This is a genomic window from Kitasatospora indigofera (assembly GCF_014655955.1).
GTDB classification, from domain to species: Bacteria; Actinomycetota; Actinomycetes; order Streptomycetales; family Streptomycetaceae; genus Kitasatospora; species Kitasatospora indigofera.
The window spans coordinates 146984-166080 of sequence record NZ_BNBO01000008.1; the positions used below are offsets into that span (position 1 = coordinate 146984).

At 72.5% G+C, this 19097-nt stretch carries 19 protein-coding genes; 11 read left to right on the plus strand and 8 right to left on the minus strand.

Annotated features, from left to right (window positions below):
- Positions 1-91: 91 nt before the first annotated feature.
- The gene (locus IE329_RS10695) at positions 92-1312 is read right to left on the minus strand and encodes an acetyl-CoA C-acetyltransferase (RefSeq protein WP_190210610.1); all 1221 of its coding nucleotides are present in this window, start codon (positions 1310-1312) and stop codon (positions 92-94) included.
- A 96-nt stretch (positions 1313-1408) separates the two neighbouring features.
- The gene (locus IE329_RS10700) at positions 1409-2542 is read right to left on the minus strand and encodes an SGNH/GDSL hydrolase family protein (RefSeq protein ID WP_190210611.1); all 1134 of its coding nucleotides are present in this window, start codon (positions 2540-2542) and stop codon (positions 1409-1411) included.
- A gap of 156 nt (positions 2543-2698) precedes the next feature.
- Between IE329_RS10700 and IE329_RS10705 the strand changes: the two genes are divergently transcribed.
- From IE329_RS10705 to IE329_RS10725, 5 genes are all read left to right on the plus strand, one after another.
- Positions 2699-4099 carry a cystathionine beta-synthase gene (locus IE329_RS10705; RefSeq protein ID WP_073925162.1) on the plus strand — a complete coding sequence of 467 codons (1401 nt, stop codon included), beginning with the start codon at positions 2699-2701 and terminating at the stop codon, positions 4097-4099.
- Positions 4100-4727: 628 nt separating this feature from the next.
- Positions 4728-5072: a hypothetical protein gene (locus IE329_RS10710; RefSeq protein ID WP_190210612.1), complete on the plus strand. Its 345-nt coding sequence runs from the start codon at positions 4728-4730 to the stop codon at positions 5070-5072.
- Between the two features lie 211 nt (positions 5073-5283).
- Positions 5284-6588, plus strand: coding sequence for a L,D-transpeptidase (locus IE329_RS10715; protein ID WP_229927336.1), 1305 nt, complete (start codon positions 5284-5286; stop codon positions 6586-6588).
- A 75-nt stretch (positions 6589-6663) separates the two neighbouring features.
- A complete protein-coding gene (locus IE329_RS10720; RefSeq protein WP_190210613.1) occupies positions 6664-7599 on the plus strand; it encodes a helix-turn-helix domain-containing protein in 936 nt (311 codons plus the stop codon).
- 47 nt (positions 7600-7646) lie between these two features.
- A complete protein-coding gene (locus IE329_RS10725) occupies positions 7647-8132 on the plus strand; it encodes a DUF1203 domain-containing protein (RefSeq protein ID WP_190210614.1) in 486 nt (161 codons plus the stop codon).
- A 62-nt stretch (positions 8133-8194) separates the two neighbouring features.
- Here IE329_RS10725 and IE329_RS10730 read toward each other — a convergent pair whose 3' ends face one another.
- Together IE329_RS10730 and msrA are read right to left on the minus strand one after the other, a co-directional pair.
- The gene (locus tag IE329_RS10730; RefSeq protein ID WP_190210615.1) at positions 8195-8557 is read right to left on the minus strand and encodes a cupin domain-containing protein; all 363 of its coding nucleotides are present in this window, start codon (positions 8555-8557) and stop codon (positions 8195-8197) included.
- Positions 8558-8842: 285 nt separating this feature from the next.
- A complete protein-coding gene (gene msrA / locus IE329_RS10735; protein WP_190210616.1) occupies positions 8843-9508 on the minus strand; it encodes a peptide-methionine (S)-S-oxide reductase MsrA in 666 nt (221 codons plus the stop codon).
- Between the two features lie 210 nt (positions 9509-9718).
- Between msrA and IE329_RS10740 the strand changes: the two genes are divergently transcribed.
- A complete protein-coding gene (locus IE329_RS10740; protein ID WP_190210617.1) occupies positions 9719-10876 on the plus strand; it encodes a cystathionine gamma-synthase in 1158 nt (385 codons plus the stop codon).
- A gap of 145 nt (positions 10877-11021) precedes the next feature.
- Here IE329_RS10740 and IE329_RS10745 read toward each other — a convergent pair whose 3' ends face one another.
- Entirely contained in the window at positions 11022-11513 is a 492-nt protein-coding gene (locus IE329_RS10745) for a MarR family winged helix-turn-helix transcriptional regulator (RefSeq protein WP_190210618.1), read from the minus strand.
- A 216-nt stretch (positions 11514-11729) separates the two neighbouring features.
- Here IE329_RS10745 and ilvA point away from each other — a divergent pair, with 216 nt between their 5' ends.
- The 3 genes from ilvA (at position 11730) to IE329_RS10760 (ending at position 15188) form a co-directional block, all read left to right on the plus strand.
- Entirely contained in the window at positions 11730-12941 is a 1212-nt protein-coding gene (gene ilvA / locus IE329_RS10750; protein ID WP_190210619.1) for a threonine ammonia-lyase, read from the plus strand.
- A 350-nt stretch (positions 12942-13291) separates the two neighbouring features.
- Positions 13292-14329 carry an ATP-binding cassette domain-containing protein gene (locus IE329_RS10755; RefSeq protein WP_190210620.1) on the plus strand — a complete coding sequence of 346 codons (1038 nt, stop codon included), beginning with the start codon at positions 13292-13294 and terminating at the stop codon, positions 14327-14329.
- A 1-nt stretch (position 14330) separates the two neighbouring features.
- Positions 14331-15188: an ABC transporter permease gene (locus tag IE329_RS10760; protein ID WP_190210621.1), complete on the plus strand. Its 858-nt coding sequence runs from the start codon at positions 14331-14333 to the stop codon at positions 15186-15188.
- Positions 15189-15320: 132 nt separating this feature from the next.
- Here the strand turns inward: IE329_RS10760 and greA are convergent, their stop codons facing one another.
- Positions 15321-15815, minus strand: a complete 495-nt coding sequence (gene greA / locus IE329_RS10765; RefSeq protein ID WP_190210622.1) for a transcription elongation factor GreA — start codon at positions 15813-15815, stop codon at positions 15321-15323.
- A 359-nt stretch (positions 15816-16174) separates the two neighbouring features.
- Positions 16175-16588 carry a DUF4307 domain-containing protein gene (locus tag IE329_RS10770; RefSeq protein ID WP_190210623.1) on the minus strand — a complete coding sequence of 138 codons (414 nt, stop codon included), beginning with the start codon at positions 16586-16588 and terminating at the stop codon, positions 16175-16177.
- Between the two features lie 224 nt (positions 16589-16812).
- Between IE329_RS10770 and mca the strand changes: the two genes are divergently transcribed.
- Both mca and IE329_RS10780 read left to right on the plus strand, forming a co-directional pair.
- Positions 16813-17709: a mycothiol conjugate amidase Mca gene (mca, locus tag IE329_RS10775; RefSeq protein WP_190210624.1), complete on the plus strand. Its 897-nt coding sequence runs from the start codon at positions 16813-16815 to the stop codon at positions 17707-17709.
- A 66-nt stretch (positions 17710-17775) separates the two neighbouring features.
- Positions 17776-17967, plus strand: coding sequence for a hypothetical protein (locus IE329_RS10780; RefSeq protein ID WP_190210625.1), 192 nt, complete (start codon positions 17776-17778; stop codon positions 17965-17967).
- Between the two features lie 178 nt (positions 17968-18145).
- On the opposite strand, the gene IE329_RS10785 is transcribed toward IE329_RS10780, so the two are convergent.
- Entirely contained in the window at positions 18146-19072 is a 927-nt protein-coding gene (locus IE329_RS10785; protein WP_229927337.1) for a tyrosinase family protein, read from the minus strand.
- Positions 19073-19097: the final 25 nt, after the last annotated feature.

Below are 19097 nucleotides of genomic sequence, written 5' to 3' on the forward strand. Positions count from 1 at the left end.
GGGCCGGATCACGGTCAGAATGTGATCCGGCCCTCAATTACTCTGCGTCATGGCGAATGGGTGACACGCCCGGCCCCGCGGGGGGTGTTCCTCAGCTGAGGCGCTCGATGACCATGGCCATGCCCTGGCCGCCGCCGACGCACATGGTCTCCAGGCCGAACTGCTTGTCGTGCCACTGGAGGGAGTTGATCAGCGTGGTGGTGAGGCGGGCGCCGGTCATGCCGAAGGGGTGGCCGACGGCGATGGCCCCGCCGTTCACGTTGAGGCGGTCGATGTCGACGCCCAGGTCGCGGTAGGAGGGGATGACCTGGGCCGCGAAGGCCTCGTTGATCTCGACCAGGTCGATGTCGCCGATGGTCAGCCCGGCCCGGCGCAGCGCCTGGCGGGAGGCCTCGACCGGGCCGTAGCCCATGATCTCGGGCGACAGCGCGCTGACGCCGGTGGAGACGACCCGGGCGAGCGGGGTGATGCCCAGCTCGCGGGCCTTGGTGTCGGACATGATCACCAGGGCGGCGGCACCGTCGTTGAGCGGGCAGCAGTTGCCGGCGGTCACGGTGCCGTCGGGGCGGAAGACCGGCTTCAGGCCGGAGACGGCGTCCAGGGTGACGCCGGCCCGCGGGCCGTCGTCGGTGGAGACGACGGTGCCGTCGGGGGTGGTGACCGGGGTGATCTCGCGGGCCCAGAAGCCGGAGGCGATGGCGGCCTCGGCCAGGTTCTGCGAGCGGACGCCGAACTCGTCCTGGTCGGCGCGGGTGATGCCCTTGAGGGCGGCCAGGTTCTCGGCGGTCTGGCCCATCGCGATGTAGGCGTCCGGGACCAGGCCGTCGGCGCGCGGGTCGTGCCACTCGCCGCCGCCCTCCTCCGCGCGCTTGGCGGTGCGGGCCAGCGCGTCGTCGAAGAAGGGGTTGAGGGTGCCGGGGATGCCGTCGGAGGTGCCGTTGACGCTGCGCGAGACGGTCTCGACGCCCGCCGAGATGAAGACGTCGCCCTCGCCGGCCTTGATGGCGTGCAGCGCCATCCGGGTGGTCTGCAGGGAGGAGGAGCAGTACCGGGTGATGGTGGCGCCGGGCAGGTAGTCCATGCCCATCTGGACGGCGACGATGCGGGCCAGGTTGTGGCCCTGCTCCCCGCCGGGCAGGCCGCAGCCGAGCATCAGGTCGTCGATGTCGCGGGGGTCCAGCTGGGGGACCTTGGCCAGCGCGGTGGCGATGATGTGGGCGGTCAGGTCGTCCGGGCGGACGTCCTTGAGGGAGCCCTTGAACGCCCGGCCGATCGGCGAACGGGCTGCGCTGACGATGACGGCTTCGGGCATGACGGGCTCCTCGTTGAGTGACCTTCGGCTACCTGGTGTCCGGGTGGCCGGCCGGGCCGGGGTGGACACCCGGGAGGAAAGTTACCGCTTGGTAGCTCAGGCGTCACCTGCCCCCGCGTGTGAGTTGGCCGACGCCGGGCCGGCCTCCCCCGGCAGCCCCGCGCCCGGACGGTCCGCCCGCCCGTCCGGACCGTCCTGCTCCGGCCCGTCCGGGGCCCCGGCGGGTGCGCCCGGGTCCGGCAGGCCGAGCCGCAGCCGGTGCCGGATCAGGGCCCAGCGCCGGGCGCCGCCGTCCGGCCCGACCGCCTCGACCTCGGCGCCGGACTGCCCGGCCGCCGCCGCGGCGGCGACCGCCACCGGCAGCACCGCCTCGCCCTCCACGGGGCCGTCCTCGCCCGGCCCGTCCTCCACCGGCCAGAGGTCCACCGCGGCGCAGAGCGAGGGCAGCATGGCCATCGCCGCGGTCGCGTACCCCTGCGCCGAGGGGTGGTAACGGTCGGAGGCGAACATCTCCGGGCGGGCGGCGAACTCGGGGCCGAGCAGCGAGCCCAGCGAGACGGTCCGCCCGCCGGCCTGCACCACCGCGATGGTCTGCGCCGCCGCCAGCTGCCGGCTGAGCCGCCGGGCCACCCAGCGCAGCGGGGGCCGGACGGGCTTGATGGTCCCCAGGTCCGGGCAGGTGCCGACGACCACCTGGCAGCCGGACGCCTGCAGCATCTCGACCGCCTCGCCGAGCTGGCGCACGCACTGCGCGGCGGGGCTGTGCCGGGTCACGTCGTTGGCGCCGACCATGATCACCGCGAGGTCGGGGCGGTGCGGCAGCGCCAGCTCGGCCTGCCGAGCCAGGTCGGCGGAGCGGGCGCCGGACTTCGCCACGTTCAGCAGCCGCACCCGTCGCTCGGCCACCGAGGCGAGCCCGGCCGCCAGCAGCGCGCCGGGCGTCTCCCGCCCGCGGAGCACGCCCAGGCCGGCCGCCGTCGAGTCGCCGAGGAAGGCCAGGGTCAGCGGGGGGACGTCCCCGCCGGGCTCCGCGAAGGCCTCCCCGTACACCCCGTCGGCCTTGGGCGGGTCGCCGTCCAGGATCCCGACGGCCCGGACGGCCAGCTTGCTCTCGGTCAGGAGGAGTCCGACCAGTCCCACACCGAGCAGTCCGAGACCGCCCCCGCCGTACGCCGCCGCCGTGGCGATCCGCCGGGCCACCCGGGCCCGTGACTGTGTCGCGCCTGGCATCCGGTCCCCCCTTCGCGTCCTTGCGTCGCCCCGACGGGGCCGTTCCAGTGTCTGTGTACCCCTGGTACCCGCGCGCTACCGGTGAGCGTGGGCCATCCGTGGCCATAGTCTTTGAAGTACCGAAAACCTGCAGGGCCACAGACCGGGAGGACCCCCGTGCGGTACCACAACTCGATCATCGACCTGGTCGGCAACACGCCGCTGGTCAAGCTGAACAAGGTCACCGACGGGATCAGCGCGACGGTGCTGGCGAAGGTCGAGTACTTCAACCCCGGCGGTTCGGTCAAGGACCGGATCGCGATGCGCATGATCGAGGCCGCCGAGGCCTCCGGCGCGCTCAAGCCCGGCGGGACGATCGTCGAGCCGACCTCCGGCAACACCGGTGTGGGTCTGGCGATCGTGGCGCAGCAGAAGGGCTACCACTGCATCTTCGTCTGTCCGGACAAGGTCTCCACCGACAAGATCAACACCCTCCGCGCGTACGGCGCCGAGGTCGTGGTCTGCCCGACCGCTGTCGCGCCGGAGCACCCGGACTCGTACTACAACGTCTCCGACCGCCTGGTCCGGGAGACCCCGAACGCCTGGAAGCCGGACCAGTACTCCAACCCGGACAACCCGGCCTCGCACTACTACTCCACCGGCCCCGAGCTGTGGGAGCAGACCGACGGGAAGATCACCCACTTCGTGGCGGGCGTCGGCACCGGCGGCACCATCTCCGGCACCGGCAACTACCTGAAGGAGGCGTCCGGCGGCAAGGTCAAGGTGATCGGCGCCGACCCGGAGGGTTCGGTCTACTCCGGCGGCACCGGCCGGCCGTACCTGGTCGAGGGCGTCGGCGAGGACTTCTGGCCGACCGCCTACGACCGCAGCGTCGCCGACGGGATCGTGGCCGTCTCCGACAAGGACTCGTTCCAGATGACCCGCCGCCTCGCCAAGGAGGAGGGCCTGCTGGTCGGCGGCTCCTGCGGGATGGCCGTGGTGGCCGCGCTGGAGGTCGCCCGCGGGCTCGGCCCGGACGACGTGGTCGTGGTGCTGCTGCCGGACGGCGGCCGCGGCTACCTCTCCAAGATCTTCAACGACGACTGGATGGCCGACTACGGCTTCCTGCCGTCCGCCACCGACGAGGCCTCCATCGGCGAGGTGCTGGGCCGCAAGGACGCCATCGAGCACGAGGGCATCCCGCAGTTCGTCCACATGCACCCCAGCGAGACGGTCGCCGAGGCCGTCCGGGTGCTGCAGGAGTACGGCGTCTCGCAGATGCCGGTGGTCTCCCCGGGCGCCGGGCACCCGGACATCATGGCGGGCGAGGTGATCGGCTCGGTGGCGGAGAAGCTCCTGCTGGAGGGCCTCTTCGCGAAGGAGATCGACCTCGGCGACAAGCTGGAGAAGGTCATGTCCAAGCCGCTGCCGGTGGTCGGCTCGGGCGAGACGGTGACCAGCCTGATGACGGTGCTGGAGAAGGCCGACGCGGCCGTGGTGCTGGTGGAGGGCAAGCCGCAGGGCATCGTCACCCGCCAGGACCTGCTGGGCTTCCTCACCAGCCGCACCGCGCACTGAGCCCGGCCGCCGCGCACTGAGCCGGGGCGCCCGACGCCGGCCCCGCCGCCGCGCGCCGAGCCGACCCGCTACGCGCCGGGCCCCGCCCCCGTGCGCGGGGCCCGGCCGCCGGCGGCCCGGCCCCGCCCCGCCCCTGCTCCCGGTCGGCCGGCCCCCGCGGCCGCTGATCCGGGATCAGGGGCGGCGGTCTGTCCGGACCGTGAAACTTCGTCCACCCCGTGAAGTGGTACACCGGCGTCACCTGCACGCAGCATCCGGTTAACAACGGTCGTGCATCGTATTGGTCAACGGCAAGATGCCGAAGCGAGATGACAGCAACCGCCGGGAGCGGCTCCCCGGCAACCGCGGTCATCTGGGACACGTCGGTCGGCCCTGACCCGGCCCGCCGTGTCTGCCCGTGGGGGACGCCGTCGTCCCGCCCCTGTCCGGTACTGCCGGATCAACAGGGTGCGGCGGCTCCCACGGCACCCAACCGCGCCGAAAGGCGCGTCTCCGCGGCTCCCGGGTGGGGGAGCCCCGGCGGAGGCGAGACGGCCGGTCCCTCTTCGGAGGGGCCGGCCTTCCCGTGTTCCCGGACGGGTGCCGCGCCCGCGCCCGCGCGGTCGTGTGTTCCCGTAACCTCGCACGCATGACCAGCACTGAACTGACCGGCCAGGACGCCCCGCGCTACGTCCGGCTCAGCATCGAGCTCATCGCGGAGATCACCGATGAGCAGGCCCTGAAGACCGCCGCCCTGGCCCAGGTGGAGAACGACGAGTACCTCGACGACGAGGAGCGCACGCAGTCCGTCGAGGCCATCGAGGTGGACCCGTCGGGTTCGCTCGCCCACTTCATCGACCCGGTCGCGCTGCTCGGCGACGTCCCCGGGGTCGAGCTCGCCTCGGCCACCTGGGAGTCCGCGCAGACCGAGTTCGACCCGGAGGGGGAGGGCTGGGACGAGTACACGGTGGACGAGTCCGCGTCCGCGGAGTGACTCCGGACACCTTCCGCTGAGCGGAAAACCCGCTGAGCTGCTGTGACGACCGCCCGGCCTGTGACTGCACAGGTCGGGCGGTTTGTCCATGTTTGGCATGAAGATAAGTGTTCTCATACGATCTCTTCCCGTTGGCGGTGCAACCGCGGAGGGACAGAACGCCTCTTTCTATCCGTAATGCCCCGAAGGTGAGCAGCAGGGAGACGACGACGTGACGGCACGCGAGCGACGAAACCGGCCCACCGAAGGCAACACCGAAGGCACCTGGACCCGCCGCGGAGTGCTCGCCGGGCTGCTCGGGGCACCGGTCCTGCTGATCGCCGCCTGCAACGACACCAAGGGCACCGGCACGGCCGGTACGGGCACCGGCGCGGCCGGGACCGGCGGGGCCACCGGCGGCGGCGCGAGCGCCACCGGCAGCGCGAGCAACTCGCCGAAGACCTCCGTCGCGAAGATCACCGTGCTGCCCGCCGACGAGGCCGCCAACGCCAGCTTCACCCAGCCGGTCAAGGTCACCGTCGCGGCCGGCACCCTCAGCTCCGTCCGGCTCGCCGACTCCACCGGCCAGGCCGTCGAGGGCAGGCTCGCCGCCGACTCGGCCAGCTGGACCTCCACCGGCACGCTGACCAGCGGCACCAGGTACACCGTCGCGGCCGCCGCCACCGACGCCGACGGGCTGGAGTCGGACGTCAACACCACCTTCACCACGACCACCCCCGCCAACACCTTCGTGGGCTACTTCACCCCCGAGAACGGCTCCGTGGTCGGCGTCGGGATGCCGGTCTCGATCAACTTCAACAAGCCGATCACCGACCGCGAGGCCGTCCAGCGCGCGATAACCGTGACGGCCCAGCCGGGCGTCGAGATAGTCGGGCACTGGTTCTCCAGCACCCGCCTCGACTTCCGGCCCGAGGACTACTGGGCGGCCGGCACCAAGGTCACCCTCAAGCTCCGCCTCAAGGACGTCGAGGGCGCCAAGGGCTACTACGGCACCCAGTCCAAGGACGTCCGCTTCACCGTCGGCCGCAGCCAGACCAGCGTCGTCGACCTCGCCGCCAAGACCCTCACCGTCACCACCGACGGGCAGGTCAGCGCCACCTACCCGATCTCGGGCGGCTCCCCGGAGCACAAGACCTGGGGCGGCAAGATGGTCATATCCGAGCAGTTCCAGCAGACCAAGATGGACTCCACCACGGTCGGCCTCGGCGACGAGTACAACATCCCCGACGTGCCGCACGCCCAGCGCCTCACCACCTCGGGCACCTTCATCCACGGCAACTACTGGTCCCCCGCCGCGATCTTCGGCAGCCAGAACACCAGCCACGGCTGCGTCGGCCTCCAGGACGCCAAGGGCGGCGAGGACCCGTCCACCAACGGCTACAAGTTCTACAAGAGCTCGATCGTCGGCGACGTGGTCGAGGTCGTGAACTCCGGCGACAAGACGGTCGAGCCGTCCAACGGCCTGAACGGCTGGAACATGACCTGGGCGGCCTGGAAGGCCGGCAGCGCGGTCTGACCGGTTCCCCCCTCCTGGGGCCGTTCCCGCCCCAGACTTGAGTCTCCAGCGACTGGAAGGCCCAAGGTGGCGGACATGGACGGCGACACCCTGCACACCATCGGCGAACTGGCCGCCCTGACCGGGCTGCCGGTCAGGACCATCCGGTTCTGGTCCGACGAGGGCGTGGTGCCGCCGACCGACCGCACACCCGCCGGCTACCGGCTCTACGACCACGACGCGCGGGCCCGGCTGGACCTCGTCCGGACCTTGCGCGACCTCGGTGTCGACCTCGCCACCGTCCAGCGCCTGCTGGCCAGCGAGACCACCGTCGCCGAGGTCGCCGCCGTGCACGTGGAGGCCCTGGACGCGCAGATCCGCACCCTGCGGCTGCGCCGGGCCGTCCTGCGAGCGGTGGCCGGACGCGGGTCCAGTCCAGAGGAGTTGGAACTCATGAACAAGATCGCCAAGCTCTCCGACCGGGAACGCCGCCGACTGGTCCAGGACTTCGTCGACCAGGCCTTCGACGGGCTCGACGCGGGACCGGAATTCGTCGCCAAGATGCGCGCCACCCTGCCGGAGCTCCCCGAGGACCCCACCGCCGAGCAGGCCGACGCCTGGCTCGAACTCGGGGAACTCGTCCAGGACGAGGATTTCCGCGCCAGTGTCCGGCGGATGGCCGCCTACCAGGCCCGGGAGCGCGCGGAGGGGGCCCGCACCGGCACCGACGAGGACGGGAGGCTGGTGACGACCGTCCTGGCGCGGACCGCCGAGGCCCGGGAGGCGGGCATCGCGCCCGACTCCGCCGCCGCCCGGCCGGTCGTCGACGAGCTGGCGGAGGCCTTCGCCGATCTGTTCGCCCGTACCGACGGGCCGCAGTTCCGGGCCTGGCTGCTGGAGCGGCTGGAGACCGGCAACGACCCGCGCACCGAGCGGTACTGGCACCTGATCGCGATCGTCAACGGCAACCCCGTCCCGCCCGGCCTCGGCCCCGCCTTCGACTGGCTGATCGCCGGCCTGCGAACGCGATGACCGAATCCCGCCGGTGACCCGGGCCCGGATCCCGCAGGCTGGCAGGCATGACAACGACAACTGCCCTGCGGGTCGGGCCGATCGATCCGGCGGTGCTCGCGCAGCTGCGCGCCCGCGACGACGCGGGGCGCCCGCCCGTCCTCTCGGTGGACGAGGACGGCGGCGCCCCGCTGCGCTGCTGCCTCACCCGGGCCAGGCCCGGTGAGCGGATCGCCCTGCTCAGCTACGCGCCGCTCCGGCGCTGGGCCGGGGAGACCGGGGCCGAACCGGGCCCCTACGACGAGGTCGGCCCGGTCTTCGTGCACGCCGAGGCCTGCCCGGGCGCGGGCCCCGCCTGGCCGGCGGGCTTCCACGGCTCCGAGCGGGTACTGCGCGCCTACGACCGCCGGGGCCACATCCTGGGCGGCACGGTCGTCACCCCCGACACCGCCGAGGCCGCGGCCCGGGAGCTGCTGGCCGACCCGGAGGTCGCGCTGGTGCACGTGCGGGCCGTGGAGTTCGGCTGCTTCCTGCACGAGGTCCGGCGGGGCTGAGCCGGGCCCGGCCCGACGCCCGGCCCCGCACCGAGCCCGGCGGCGAGGCGTACGGGGCGGACTCAGCGCTTGGCGTAGTCGGCGAACCCCTGCCAGTCCAGCACGACGCAGGCTTCGTCCCCGAGCACCCAGGCGTCATGGCCGGGCGGGCAGACCATCACGTCGCCGGGGCCGAACTCGGCCTCCTCGCCGTCGTCCATGACGATCTTCATCCGGCCGGAGACGACGTAGCCCATGTGCGAGGCCTGACAGGTGTCCGTCCCGGCGAGCGGCTTGATGTGCTTGGTCCACCGCCACCCGGGCTCGAAGACCCCGCGCCCCACCGCGCCGGCTTCGAGGTTGACCAGGGCCACGTGTCCCATGCCCCCTTCGAAGGGACGGACCTCCTCGGGGGAGTCGAGGCTCATACGGATCAGTCCGGACATGGCTGCTCCTCTGCCGAGGGCGGGTGACCGCGTCCGTCCGGCGGTCTCCGGGACCGCCCTGCTGGTCATTTCAGTCTGCGCCCGCTGGCGGGGGCTGTCACCGCGGCCCGGCCGGCAGCCGGTGGATCCCGGGCACGGCGAAGCCGGACACCGCGTGGGCCGCGTGGGCGACCTCGCCGGCGGTCCGGCCGGTGGGCTCCGGCGGCGGACCGGTGGAGCCGTACCGGGCGACGCCGTCGCACGGCGTCGCCCGGTACGGACTCCTGGGCCGGCGGGCCGGACGGCTCAGCCGTCCGTGCGGGCCACCCCGATCGGGCAGCTCGCGCCGGTGCCGCCCAGGCCGCAGTAGCCGTTCGGGTTCTTGGCGTCGGAGAGGTACTGCTGGTGGTACGGCTCCGCCGGGTAGAACGGGCCGGCCGGGGCGATCTCGGTGGTGATCGGGCCCAGGCCGATGGCGGACAGGGCGGGCTGGAAGGCCTCCCGGGTGGCCTCGGCGGCGGCCGCCTGGGCGGGGGAGTGGGTGTAGACGGCCGAGCGGTACTGGGTGCCCACGTCGTTGCCCTGACGGTTGCCCTGGGTCGGGTCGTGGGCCTCCCAGAAGGTCTTCAGCAGCGTCTCGTAGGGGAGGACGGCGGGGTCGTGGACCACCCGGACGGCCTCGGTGTGGCCCGTCCGCCCGCTGCACACCTCCTCGTACGTCGGGTTCTCGGTGTGGCCGCCCTGGTAGCCGACCAGGGTCGTCCAGACGCCGGGAAGCTTCCAGAAGGTGCGCTCGGCGCCCCAGAAACAGCCCAGGCCGAAGTCGGCGACCTCCAGGCCGGCCGGGTAGGGGCCGGTGAGCGGGTTGCCGAGGACGGTGTGCGGCTGGGTGAGGGTGAACGGCGCGGCCGCCCGGCCGGGCAGCGCCTGCTCGGCGGAGACGAGCTCGGTCTTGTGGCGGTTGAACAGCACGGCCTGCTCCAGCTGTCGAGGGACGGGTTGCAGTGCTTGCAACGCCCGGCCGGCCCGGCGGATTCCGGCCGTCCCCGCGAGCGGTCCGCCGCGCGTCCGCCGCCCGGCGGGCGCGCGGCCGGCGCGGAGCGCGCCGGTCCGCGACCGAGGCCGGCGCCGGGCCCCCGTTCCGACCGGACTTCGCACCATTCGCCCACTACCCTCGGTGCTATGACCGAGCACCAGCTTCCCCACGGCTTCGAGACCCTCGCCATCCACGCGGGTCAGGAAGCAGACCCCCAGACCGGGGCCGTCGTCACGCCGATCTACCAGGTGTCCACCTACAAGCAGGACGGGGTGGGCGGCCTCCGGGGCGGGTACGAGTACAGCCGATCCGCCAACCCGACCCGCACCGCGCTGGAGGAGTGCCTCGCCGCGCTGGAGGGGGGCAGCCGAGGGCTGGCCTTCGCCTCCGGCCTCGCCGCCGAGGACACCCTGCTGCGCACCGTCCTCAAGCCGGGCGACCACATCGTCATCCCGAACGACGCCTACGGCGGCACCTTCCGGCTGTTCGCCAAGGTGCTGACCCGCTGGGGCGTCGAGTTCTCGGTGGCCAACACCCAGGACCTGTCGACCGTCCGGGACGCGCTGCGCCCCAACACCCGCGCGGTCTGGGTGGAGACCCCGTCCAACCCGCTGCTGGGCATCACCGACCTCGCGGCGCTCGCCGAGATCGCGCACGCCGCGGGCGCGCTGCTGGTGGTGGACAACACCTTCGCCAGCCCGTACCTGCAGCAGCCGATCGCGCTCGGCGCGGACGTCGTCGTGCACTCCACCACCAAGTACATGGGCGGCCACTCGGACGTGGTCGGCGGCGCGCTGGTGGCGGCCGAGGCCGGGTTGGGCGAGGAGATCGCCTACCACCAGAACGCGATGGGCGCGGTGGCCGGCCCGTTCGACTCCTGGCTGGTGCTGCGGGGCATCAAGACCCTCGGGGTCCGGATGGACCGGCACAGCTCCAACGCCGAGAAGATCGCCGAGCTGCTGACCCGGCACCCGAAGGTCAGCCACGTGCTGTACCCGGGCCTGGCCGAGCACCCGGGCCACGACATCGCCGCCAAGCAGATGAAGGCCTTCGGCGGCATGGTGTCGTTCCGGCTCAAGGACGGCGAGCAGGCCGCCGTCGACGTCTGCAACCGCGCGCAGCTGTTCACCCTCGGCGAGTCGCTGGGCGGCGTCGAGTCGCTGATCGAGCACCCGGGCCGGATGACCCACGCCTCGGTGGCCGGTTCGGCCCTGGAGGTGCCCTCGGACCTGGTCCGGGTCTCGGTCGGCATCGAGTCGGTCGACGACCTGCTGGCCGACCTCCAGCAGGCGCTCGGCCAGTAGGGCACACGCCGGCGGACACCCGGCCGGCAGGCGCCCGGCCGCCGGGCCGCTCCCGGGCGGGGCCGGACACCGGCCCCCGTCACCGGGGCCGGACACGTCCCGGACGGCCCGTGAAGCCGCCCCCGCCCGCCCGGGCGGGGGCCTCTCACGGCCCGTCCGGGACGGTCTCCGCTCCGGCCGCGTACGACTCCAGGCTGCCGTTGAAGCGGGCCAGCAGGGCGCAGAACGCCCGCTGCTCCTCGGCCGGCCAGCCGTCCAGCAGACGGCGGATCAACTCCTCGCGTCCCGAGCGGACTTCGGCCAGCCGTTCGGCGCCGAGCGGCGTCAGGGCGAGCCGTACGGCCCGCCGGTCGGCCGGGTCCCGTACCCGGCCGACCAGGGCGGCCCCGACCAGCGGGGCGACCTGTCTGGTGACCGTCGACGAGTCGATGCCCAGGCAGTCGGCCAGGGTCTTGATGTTGGCCGGCCCGTGCCGCTCCAGGCGGTCGAGCAGCAGATAGGCGGCGCGGTCCAGCGCCCCGACCCCGTCGGAGGTCCGGACCTGTTCCAGTCGGCGGGCGAAGACCGCCACCTGGTACTGCAGTTGGGTGTGCACGGGGTCGGTACGGGTGGTGGCCCTGGGCGAGGTCGTCGTCATCGCGGCTCACGATCGGTGTGCGGTGAGGGAGGCCCGGGCCGGCCGGTGCGCGGTGGGCCGGCTGGGACGCGCTGCGGGTGCGGCGCGCACGCCGCTCCTCCGTCCGCCCACCAGGCGCCGGTCGGTCTCGGGACCAGCAGCGTACGCGGGCGGGCCCGTGCCGGGAACCGTGCGTGCGTCCCCGACGGCGGCCGCGCGCGGCCGTACGCTGGCGGCATGCAGAGCTGGCCGATCACCATCGACGATGTCCGCGGCGCCCAGAAGATGCTCGCCGGGGTCGCCCGGGTCACCACGATGGAGGGCAGCCGGTACCTCTCGGGGCTGGTCGGCGCCCCCGTCCGGCTGAAGTGCGAGAACCTGCAGCGCACCGGGTCGTTCAAGCTGCGCGGCGCGTACGTCCGGATCGCCGGGCTGTCGCCGGTGCAGCGCGCGGGCGGGGTGGTGGCGGCGAGTGCGGGCAACCACGCGCAGGGGGTGGCGCTGGCGGCCTCGCTGCTCGGGGTCCGCTCGACGGTGTTCATGCCGGTGGCGGCCCCGCTGCCGAAGGTCGCGGCGACCCGTGACTACGGCGCCGAGGTCCGCCTGCACGGCGCGAACGTGGACGAGGCGCTGCAGGCCGCGCAGCGGTACGCCGAGACCACCGGCGCCGTCTTCATCCACCCCTTCGACCACTGGGACGTCATCACCGGCCAGGCCACCGTGGGGCTGGAGATCCTGGAGCAGTGCCCCGAGGTGCGGACCATCCTGGTCGGGGTGGGCGGCGGCGGCCTGCTGGCCGGGATCGCGGCGGCGGTCAAGCCGCTGCGGCCGGACGTGAAGGTGATCGGCGTCCAGGCGGCGGGCGCGGCCGCCTACCCGCCCTCGCTGGCGGCGGGGCGCCCGATGTCGCTGGAGCACGTGGCCACGATGGCCGACGGGATCATGGTCGGCCGGCCGGGGGACATCCCCTTCGAGGTGATCAACACCCTGGCGGACGGCATCCGCACCGTCTCCGAGGACTCGCTCTCCCGGGCCCTGCTGCTGAGCCTGGAGCGGCTGAAGCTGGTGGTGGAACCGGCCGGGGCCAGCCCGGTCGCCGCGCTGCTGGAGCAGCCGGACTCCTTCGAGGGCCCGGTGGTGGCGGTGCTGTCCGGCGGGAACATCGACCCGCAGCTGATGCAGCGGGTGCTGCGGCACGGGCTGGCGGTGGCCGGCCGCTATCTGTCGCTGCGGGTGCGGCTGACCGACCGGCCCGGCTCGCTGGCGGACCTGCTCGGGGTGCTCACCCAGGTGGACGCCAACGTCCTGGACGTGGCGCACGTGCGGATCGACCCGCGCCTGGGGCTGACCGAGGTGGAGGTGGACCTGCACCTGGAGACCAAGGGGCCCGAGCACTGCGCCCTGGTGGTGAGCGAGCTGCGGGACGCGGGGTACGTGGTCTCGCACTGAGGCCGGCGGGCCGCGCCGCCCGGCCCGTCCGCGCGGCCGGGCCGGGCCCCGGCCGCCTTCCATGTGCCCGACACCCGGTTGTCAGTGGTGCCTGTCAGGATGGCGGGGCCCTGAACCTTGACGCGATATATCGCAAGCTGCCATTCTCGCGATGTATCGCGTTTATGCCCGATCGCATGTGCGAGCGCATGCATGAAGGCGGGGTGGCTCGGGTAGCCCTATGTGGGCACAAAATGGGGCAAAAGCCCCCAGTACGGCAAGTCCCGCGACCCCAGCGACCAGCACCGCCTGAACAGCACGCCTGAACAGCACCGCTCAGCGCATCCAGTCAGAGGAGATGAAGCAGGCCCATGGCGCCAGCCATCCAAGCCGAGAACCTGGTGAAGACCTTCGGTGACGTACGAGCCCTGGACGGCGTCAGCCTCGACGTCCCCGAGGGCACGGTGCTCGGACTGCTCGGTCCGAACGGCGCCGGCAAGACCACCACCGTCCGCGTCCTCACCACCCTGCTCCGCCCCGACTCCGGCAGTGCCGTGGTCGCCGGGGTCGACGTGCTCAAGCACCCCAACAAGGTCCGCAGCCTGATCGGGCTCTCCGGCCAGTACGCGGCCGTCGACGAGTACCTGACGGGCCGCGAGAACCTCCAGATGGTCGGCGAGCTCTACCAGATGAGCGTCCGGGACGCGAAGGCCCGCGCGCTGGAGCTGCTGGAGTGGTTCAACCTCACCGAGGCCGCCGACCGCACCGCCAAGACCTACTCCGGCGGCATGCGCCGCCGGCTCGACCTCGCGGCCGCGCTGGTCGTCCGCCCGCCGGTGATGTTCCTGGACGAGCCCACCACCGGGCTGGACCCGCGCAACCGCCTCGCCCTCTGGGAGGTCATCGAGACCCTGGTCGAGCAGGGCACCACGCTGCTGCTCACCACCCAGTACCTGGAGGAGGCCGACCGCCTCGCCCACGACATCGCGGTGGTCGACCACGGCAAGGTGATCGCCCGGGGCACCGCCGACCAGCTGAAGGCGCAGATCGGCGGCGAGCGGGTCGAGGTGGTCGTGCACCGGCGCGACCAGGTGAGCGAGGCCCTCGCGGCCCTCGCCCCGTACGCCAAGGGCGACCCGGCGGTCGAGAAGAACACCCGCAGGATCACCGTGCCGGTCAGCGGCGGCGCCAAGGTGCTGGCCGACGTGATCCGCGAGCTGGACACCCGCTCGATCGAGATCGACGACATCGGCCTGCGCAGACCGACCCTGGACGACGTCTTCCTCTCCCTCACCGGCCACGCCACCACGGCGGAGGACGCCGAGAACGGCGGCGGCGCGGGCGGCGGGACGGACGCCGGCCGGCCCGGCCGGGACAAGCAGGCCGTCGCGGCCGGGAAGGACGCCTGAGATGACGACGGTCACCGAACACGCCATCGGCGGCGCCGTTCCCAAGCAGCGGCACGGCGTGGCCGCCACCATGCACGACTCCTGGGTGGTCGCCAAGCGCAACCTGCGCCGGATGACCCGCATCCCGGAGATCGTGGTCTTCGGCCTGATGCAGCCGGTGATGTTCGTCCTGCTGTTCTCGTTCGTGATGGGCGGGGCGATCCAGATCCCCGGCGCCGAGGCCAGCTCGGACACGTACACCCAGTTCCTGATGGCCGGCATCTTCGCCCAGACCGTGACCTTCGCGGTGGCCGGCGCCTCGGCGGGCATCGCGGAGGACATGACCAAGGGCCTGGTGGACCGGTTCCGGTCGCTGCCGATGGCCCGCTCGGCGGTCCTGGTCGGCCGGACCCTCGCGGACCTCGTCCAGACGGCGTTCACGCTGCTGGTGCTGGCCCTGGTGGCGTTCGGGGTCGGCTGGCGGATCCACGAGGGCTTCCTGAAGGCGCTCGGCGCGTTCGGGCTGCTGCTCCTGCTCGGCTACGCCTTCTCCTGGATCGGCGCGCTGATCGGCCTCTCGGTGCGCAGCCCGGAGGCGGCCACCTCGGCCGGCCTGATCTGGCTGTTCCCGCTGACCTTCATCTCGAACGCGTTCGTGCCGATCAGCAGCATGCCGGGCTGGCTCCAGCCGATCGCCTACTGGAACCCGTTCAGCGCAACCGTGCAGGCCTGCCGCGACCTGTTCGGCAACCAGGTCGGGCCAGTGGACGACGTCTGGCCGATGCAGCACGCGACGCTGGTCTCGGTCGTCTGGTCGCTGATCATCATGGCCGTCTTCTCCTGGCTGTCCGTGCGGAAGTACCGCTCCGCGGTCGGCTGACCGCACCGCCGCCGACGCGCCGAGGGCGGCCGTGGAGTCTCCTCCACGGCCGCCCTCGTCAGGTACCGCGTGCGATCCGCTGCCGGCCGGGCGCCGCTCGTCCTGAGCCGCCGCCCGGCCGGGCCGGGGGTGTCAGCCGGTGTACGGCTTGACCTCCACGATCCGGACCGAGGCCTTCTTGCCGTTGGGCAGCTCGTAGGTGGCGTCGTCGCCGACCTTCCGGCCGTCGATGGCGCGGCCGAGCGGGGACTGCGGCGAGTAGATGTCCAGGTCGCCGGCGGCCTCGCGGGAGCCGAGCAGGAAGACCATGGTGTCGTCCGGGTCGCCGTCGAAGGCCACCGTGACGACCATGCCGGGGGCCACCACGCCGGTGTCGGTGGGGGCCTCGCCGACCTTGGCGCGCTCCAGGAGCTGGGTGAGCTGGCGCACGCGCAGTTCGCCCTTGCCCTGCTCCTCCTTGGCGGCGTGGTAGCCGGCGTTCTCCTTGAGGTCACCCTCTTCGCGCGCCGCCTCGATCTTCTGGGCGATCTCGACACGCCAGGGGCCGGTCAGGTGCTCCAGCTCGGCCTTGAGCTGGTCATAGCCGGACTGAGTGAGCCAGGTCACGTTTTCGCTGGTCTGGGTCACGGGTGCTCCTCGTAGGTACTGGGCGGTGCCGGGGTGCAGGGCCGTCGGCACGGGTGGTGGTGGTGATATCGGTCTTAACTACAAAGCAACGCCCACTCCCGTACCATCCGGCGCGGAAGGGGCGAAACCACGAGCCTAACAATTTCCGTCACTGGACGGGAGGGGCATTGACGCGCTGTTGACCACAAGGTTGCGCGAAGGTGACCGGGGCTGCTGGACGGATTCCCGTTCACCCGATCGAATATGCGCCCGATCGGGTGAGTTTCAAAGAAGTCCGGGCCACGGGGCCGGAAGAGCGGCCGACGAGCGCCGGCCGGTTCGCCGAAGGCCTTCCAGGCTGCGTGGCGGCCCCCGGGAGCCTACTTGGCCGGCGTACAGCCGAGCAGCTGGGCGGTGGTGCCCCGGGCGGTGGTCCGCAGGGTCAGGACGGCGTCGTAGTCGCTGCCGGCCGCCGGCACCGGGAAGTCGCTCTGGCCGACCACCGTGCCGTCCGCGCCCTGCGAGCGGACCGTGCACGCCCCGGCGGTGCCCTTGCTCTTGCTCACCTGCAGATGGATCTGCATCTCGGAGTCCGAGACGGCCTGGAAGGCCGGCACCAGGCCGTTCATCGCCGTCTCGCGCAGCAGGTACGAGGAGCCGAACCAGCCGACCAGCCCCAGCAGCACCACGCCGCAGACGGCGCCGACCGCCTTCAGCCTGCGGTCCGCCTCGCGGTCGCCGGTACGGCCGTAGCGGCCCGCGGGCGGCTGCCCGGTGGTGGTGCCGACGCTCATGCTGGCTCAGTCCTCTCGTCGGAGGAGCCCGCCGGGTGGTGCGGGAATGTAAGGCTCCTCCAGTCCGTCACTATAGGAGGGGCACGCCCGCGGCCGGTCCGGCGGGGGCGGGGGGCCCGTCGCGCCGGCACCTGTCGGCGGTGGGTCCCGCGACGGTGCGGCCCCGGAGACTGCGCGGCCCGGACGGTGGGCGGCCCAGATTATTGGTGGAAGGAAACCAGGCGTTGACTGAGCAGTTGCGACTGATGGCGGTGCACGCCCACCCGGACGACGAGTCCAGCAAGGGTGCCGCCTCCATGGCCATGTACGTCGAGCAAGGGGTCGACGTGCTCGTTGCCACCTGCACCGGCGGTGAGCGCGGGTCGGTCCTCAACCCCAAGCTCCAGGGGGACCCGTTCGTCGAGGAGAACATCCACGAGGTGCGCCGCAAGGAGATGGACGCGGCGCGCGAGATCCTCGGGGTCAAGCAGGCCTGGCTGGGCTTCGTCGACTCGGGCCTGCCCGAGGGCGACCCGCTGCCGCCGCTGCCCGAGGGCTGCTTCGCGTTGCAGGACGTGGCCGAGGCGGCCGAGCCGCTGGTGCGGCTGATCCGTGAGTTCAAGCCGCAGGTGATCACCACCTACGACGAGAACGGCGGCTACCCGCATCCCGACCACATCATGACCCACAAGATCACCATGCTCGCCTTCGACGCGGCCGGTGACCCGGACGCCTACCCGGAGTCCGGCGAGCCCTGGCAGCCGCTGAAGCTCTACTACAACCACGGCTTCCCGATGGGCCGGATCCGGGCGCTGCACGCGTACCTCACCGAGCACGGCCACGAGTCGCCGTACGGCGAGTGGATCGCGGGCTGGGAGAAGAGCGGCCGCAAGGAGCGCGAGATCACCACCCGGGTGGAGTGCGGGGACTGGTTCGAGACCCGGGACCGCGCGCTGATCGCCCACGCCACCCAGATCGACCCGGACGGGCCGTGGTTCCGCGTCCCGCTGGACGTCCAGCGCGAGGTCTGGTCGACCGAGGACTACGAGCTGTCCCGCTCCCTGATCGACACCGACCTGCCCGAGAACGACCTCTTCGCCGGTCTGCGCACCCCCAGCCTGGCCGCCGAGCCGGGCAACTGACCGGCCGGCTCCGACACGCACCACCCCGGTGACCCGGCCCCGAGCGGGCCGGGTCACCATGGAGAGATGAGCACCCCCGTGAACCTCACCGACCTGGCCACCGGGCTCGCCCTGGACGAGACCAAGGTGACCCCCGGCCTGCTGGGCTTCGTGGTCTTCGCCGCGCTCGCGGTCGCCACCTGGTTCCTGGTGAAGTCGATGAACCGCCAATTCAAGCGCGTGAACTTCGTCGAGGAGCCGGACACCACCGAGGAGTGAGCCGCGCGCCGGGCCCGCGCCCCGGGCCGCACCGGCCCCGGTCGCGGGTCTGCGTACGCCCGCGCGGGCCCGCCCGGCACGGGCGCACACGGGTGCGGGGCGGGACCAGGCCGGTCCCGCCCCGCACGTCCGTGACCGGCCGCCACGCCCCGGGGTGGGCGGGGCGGCGTGGTCAGGCTCAGTCGCAGTCGTCGTCGTACTGGTAGAACCGACGGTGGTCGGTCAGGTCACCCGGGGTCAGGGTGTTCCACGGCGGGAGCTTGGTGTGCACGTCCGGCACGTCCAGGGTGGGCTCCAGCGGCAGGTAGTGCGGGACGTCCGGGTGCTGCCGCTGCCAGACCGACCAGAGCTTGTCGATGAAGCAGTGGTGCAGGAAGAACACCGGGTCGTTGGGCGAGCCGATGTACATCATGTGGCCGCCGACCCAGACGTGACCGGCGCCGTGCAGCTTGCCGAAGGCCGGCTCCCAGGGGAACTTGGCGTACCCCTCCAGGTGGTTGCGGAAGCTGGCGAACGGCGTCTCGCGGCCCGAGGTGTGGTTCCACGGGAACGAGTCGTAGACCGGGAGGTCCAGGGTGTCCTGGAGCTCCTTGGGGGTCGGCAGGTTCGGGGTGAGCGTGCCGAAGTCCCGGACCAGGTAGTCGCGGTCGTCCGTGGTGTAGTGGCCGTTCACCGGCGCCGGCTCCGAACCGTCGGAGACCACGCTGATGTTGATCTTCCACCCGTTGTCACGGGCGAACGGGCCGGTCATCACCCGGTTGTCGCCGGGCCGGCCGTTGCCGCCCATGAACTCCTCGTCCCACAGCGGGGAGTCGGCGCCCTGGTCGGTGGTCCAGTCCCAGTACGGCAGGGTGACCCGGGGGTCGACCTTCTGCAGCTCCCGCTCGAAGTTCATCAGGTACTGGCGGTGCCAGGGGAACAGGCCCGGGTTCACGTGCCCGATCCGCTTGCCGCCCAGCTTCGCCAGGTAGTCGTCGGAGTTGATCTGGATGTGCAGCTGCACGAACTGGTCGAAGATGCCGCGGCGCTTGATCTCCAGCACCGCGTTGACGAACCGGCGCTTCTCGGCGCGGCTCATGTGAAGGTGGTTCTTGCGTACGCCCACGCGTCGCTTCTCCCGCTCGTCCCCG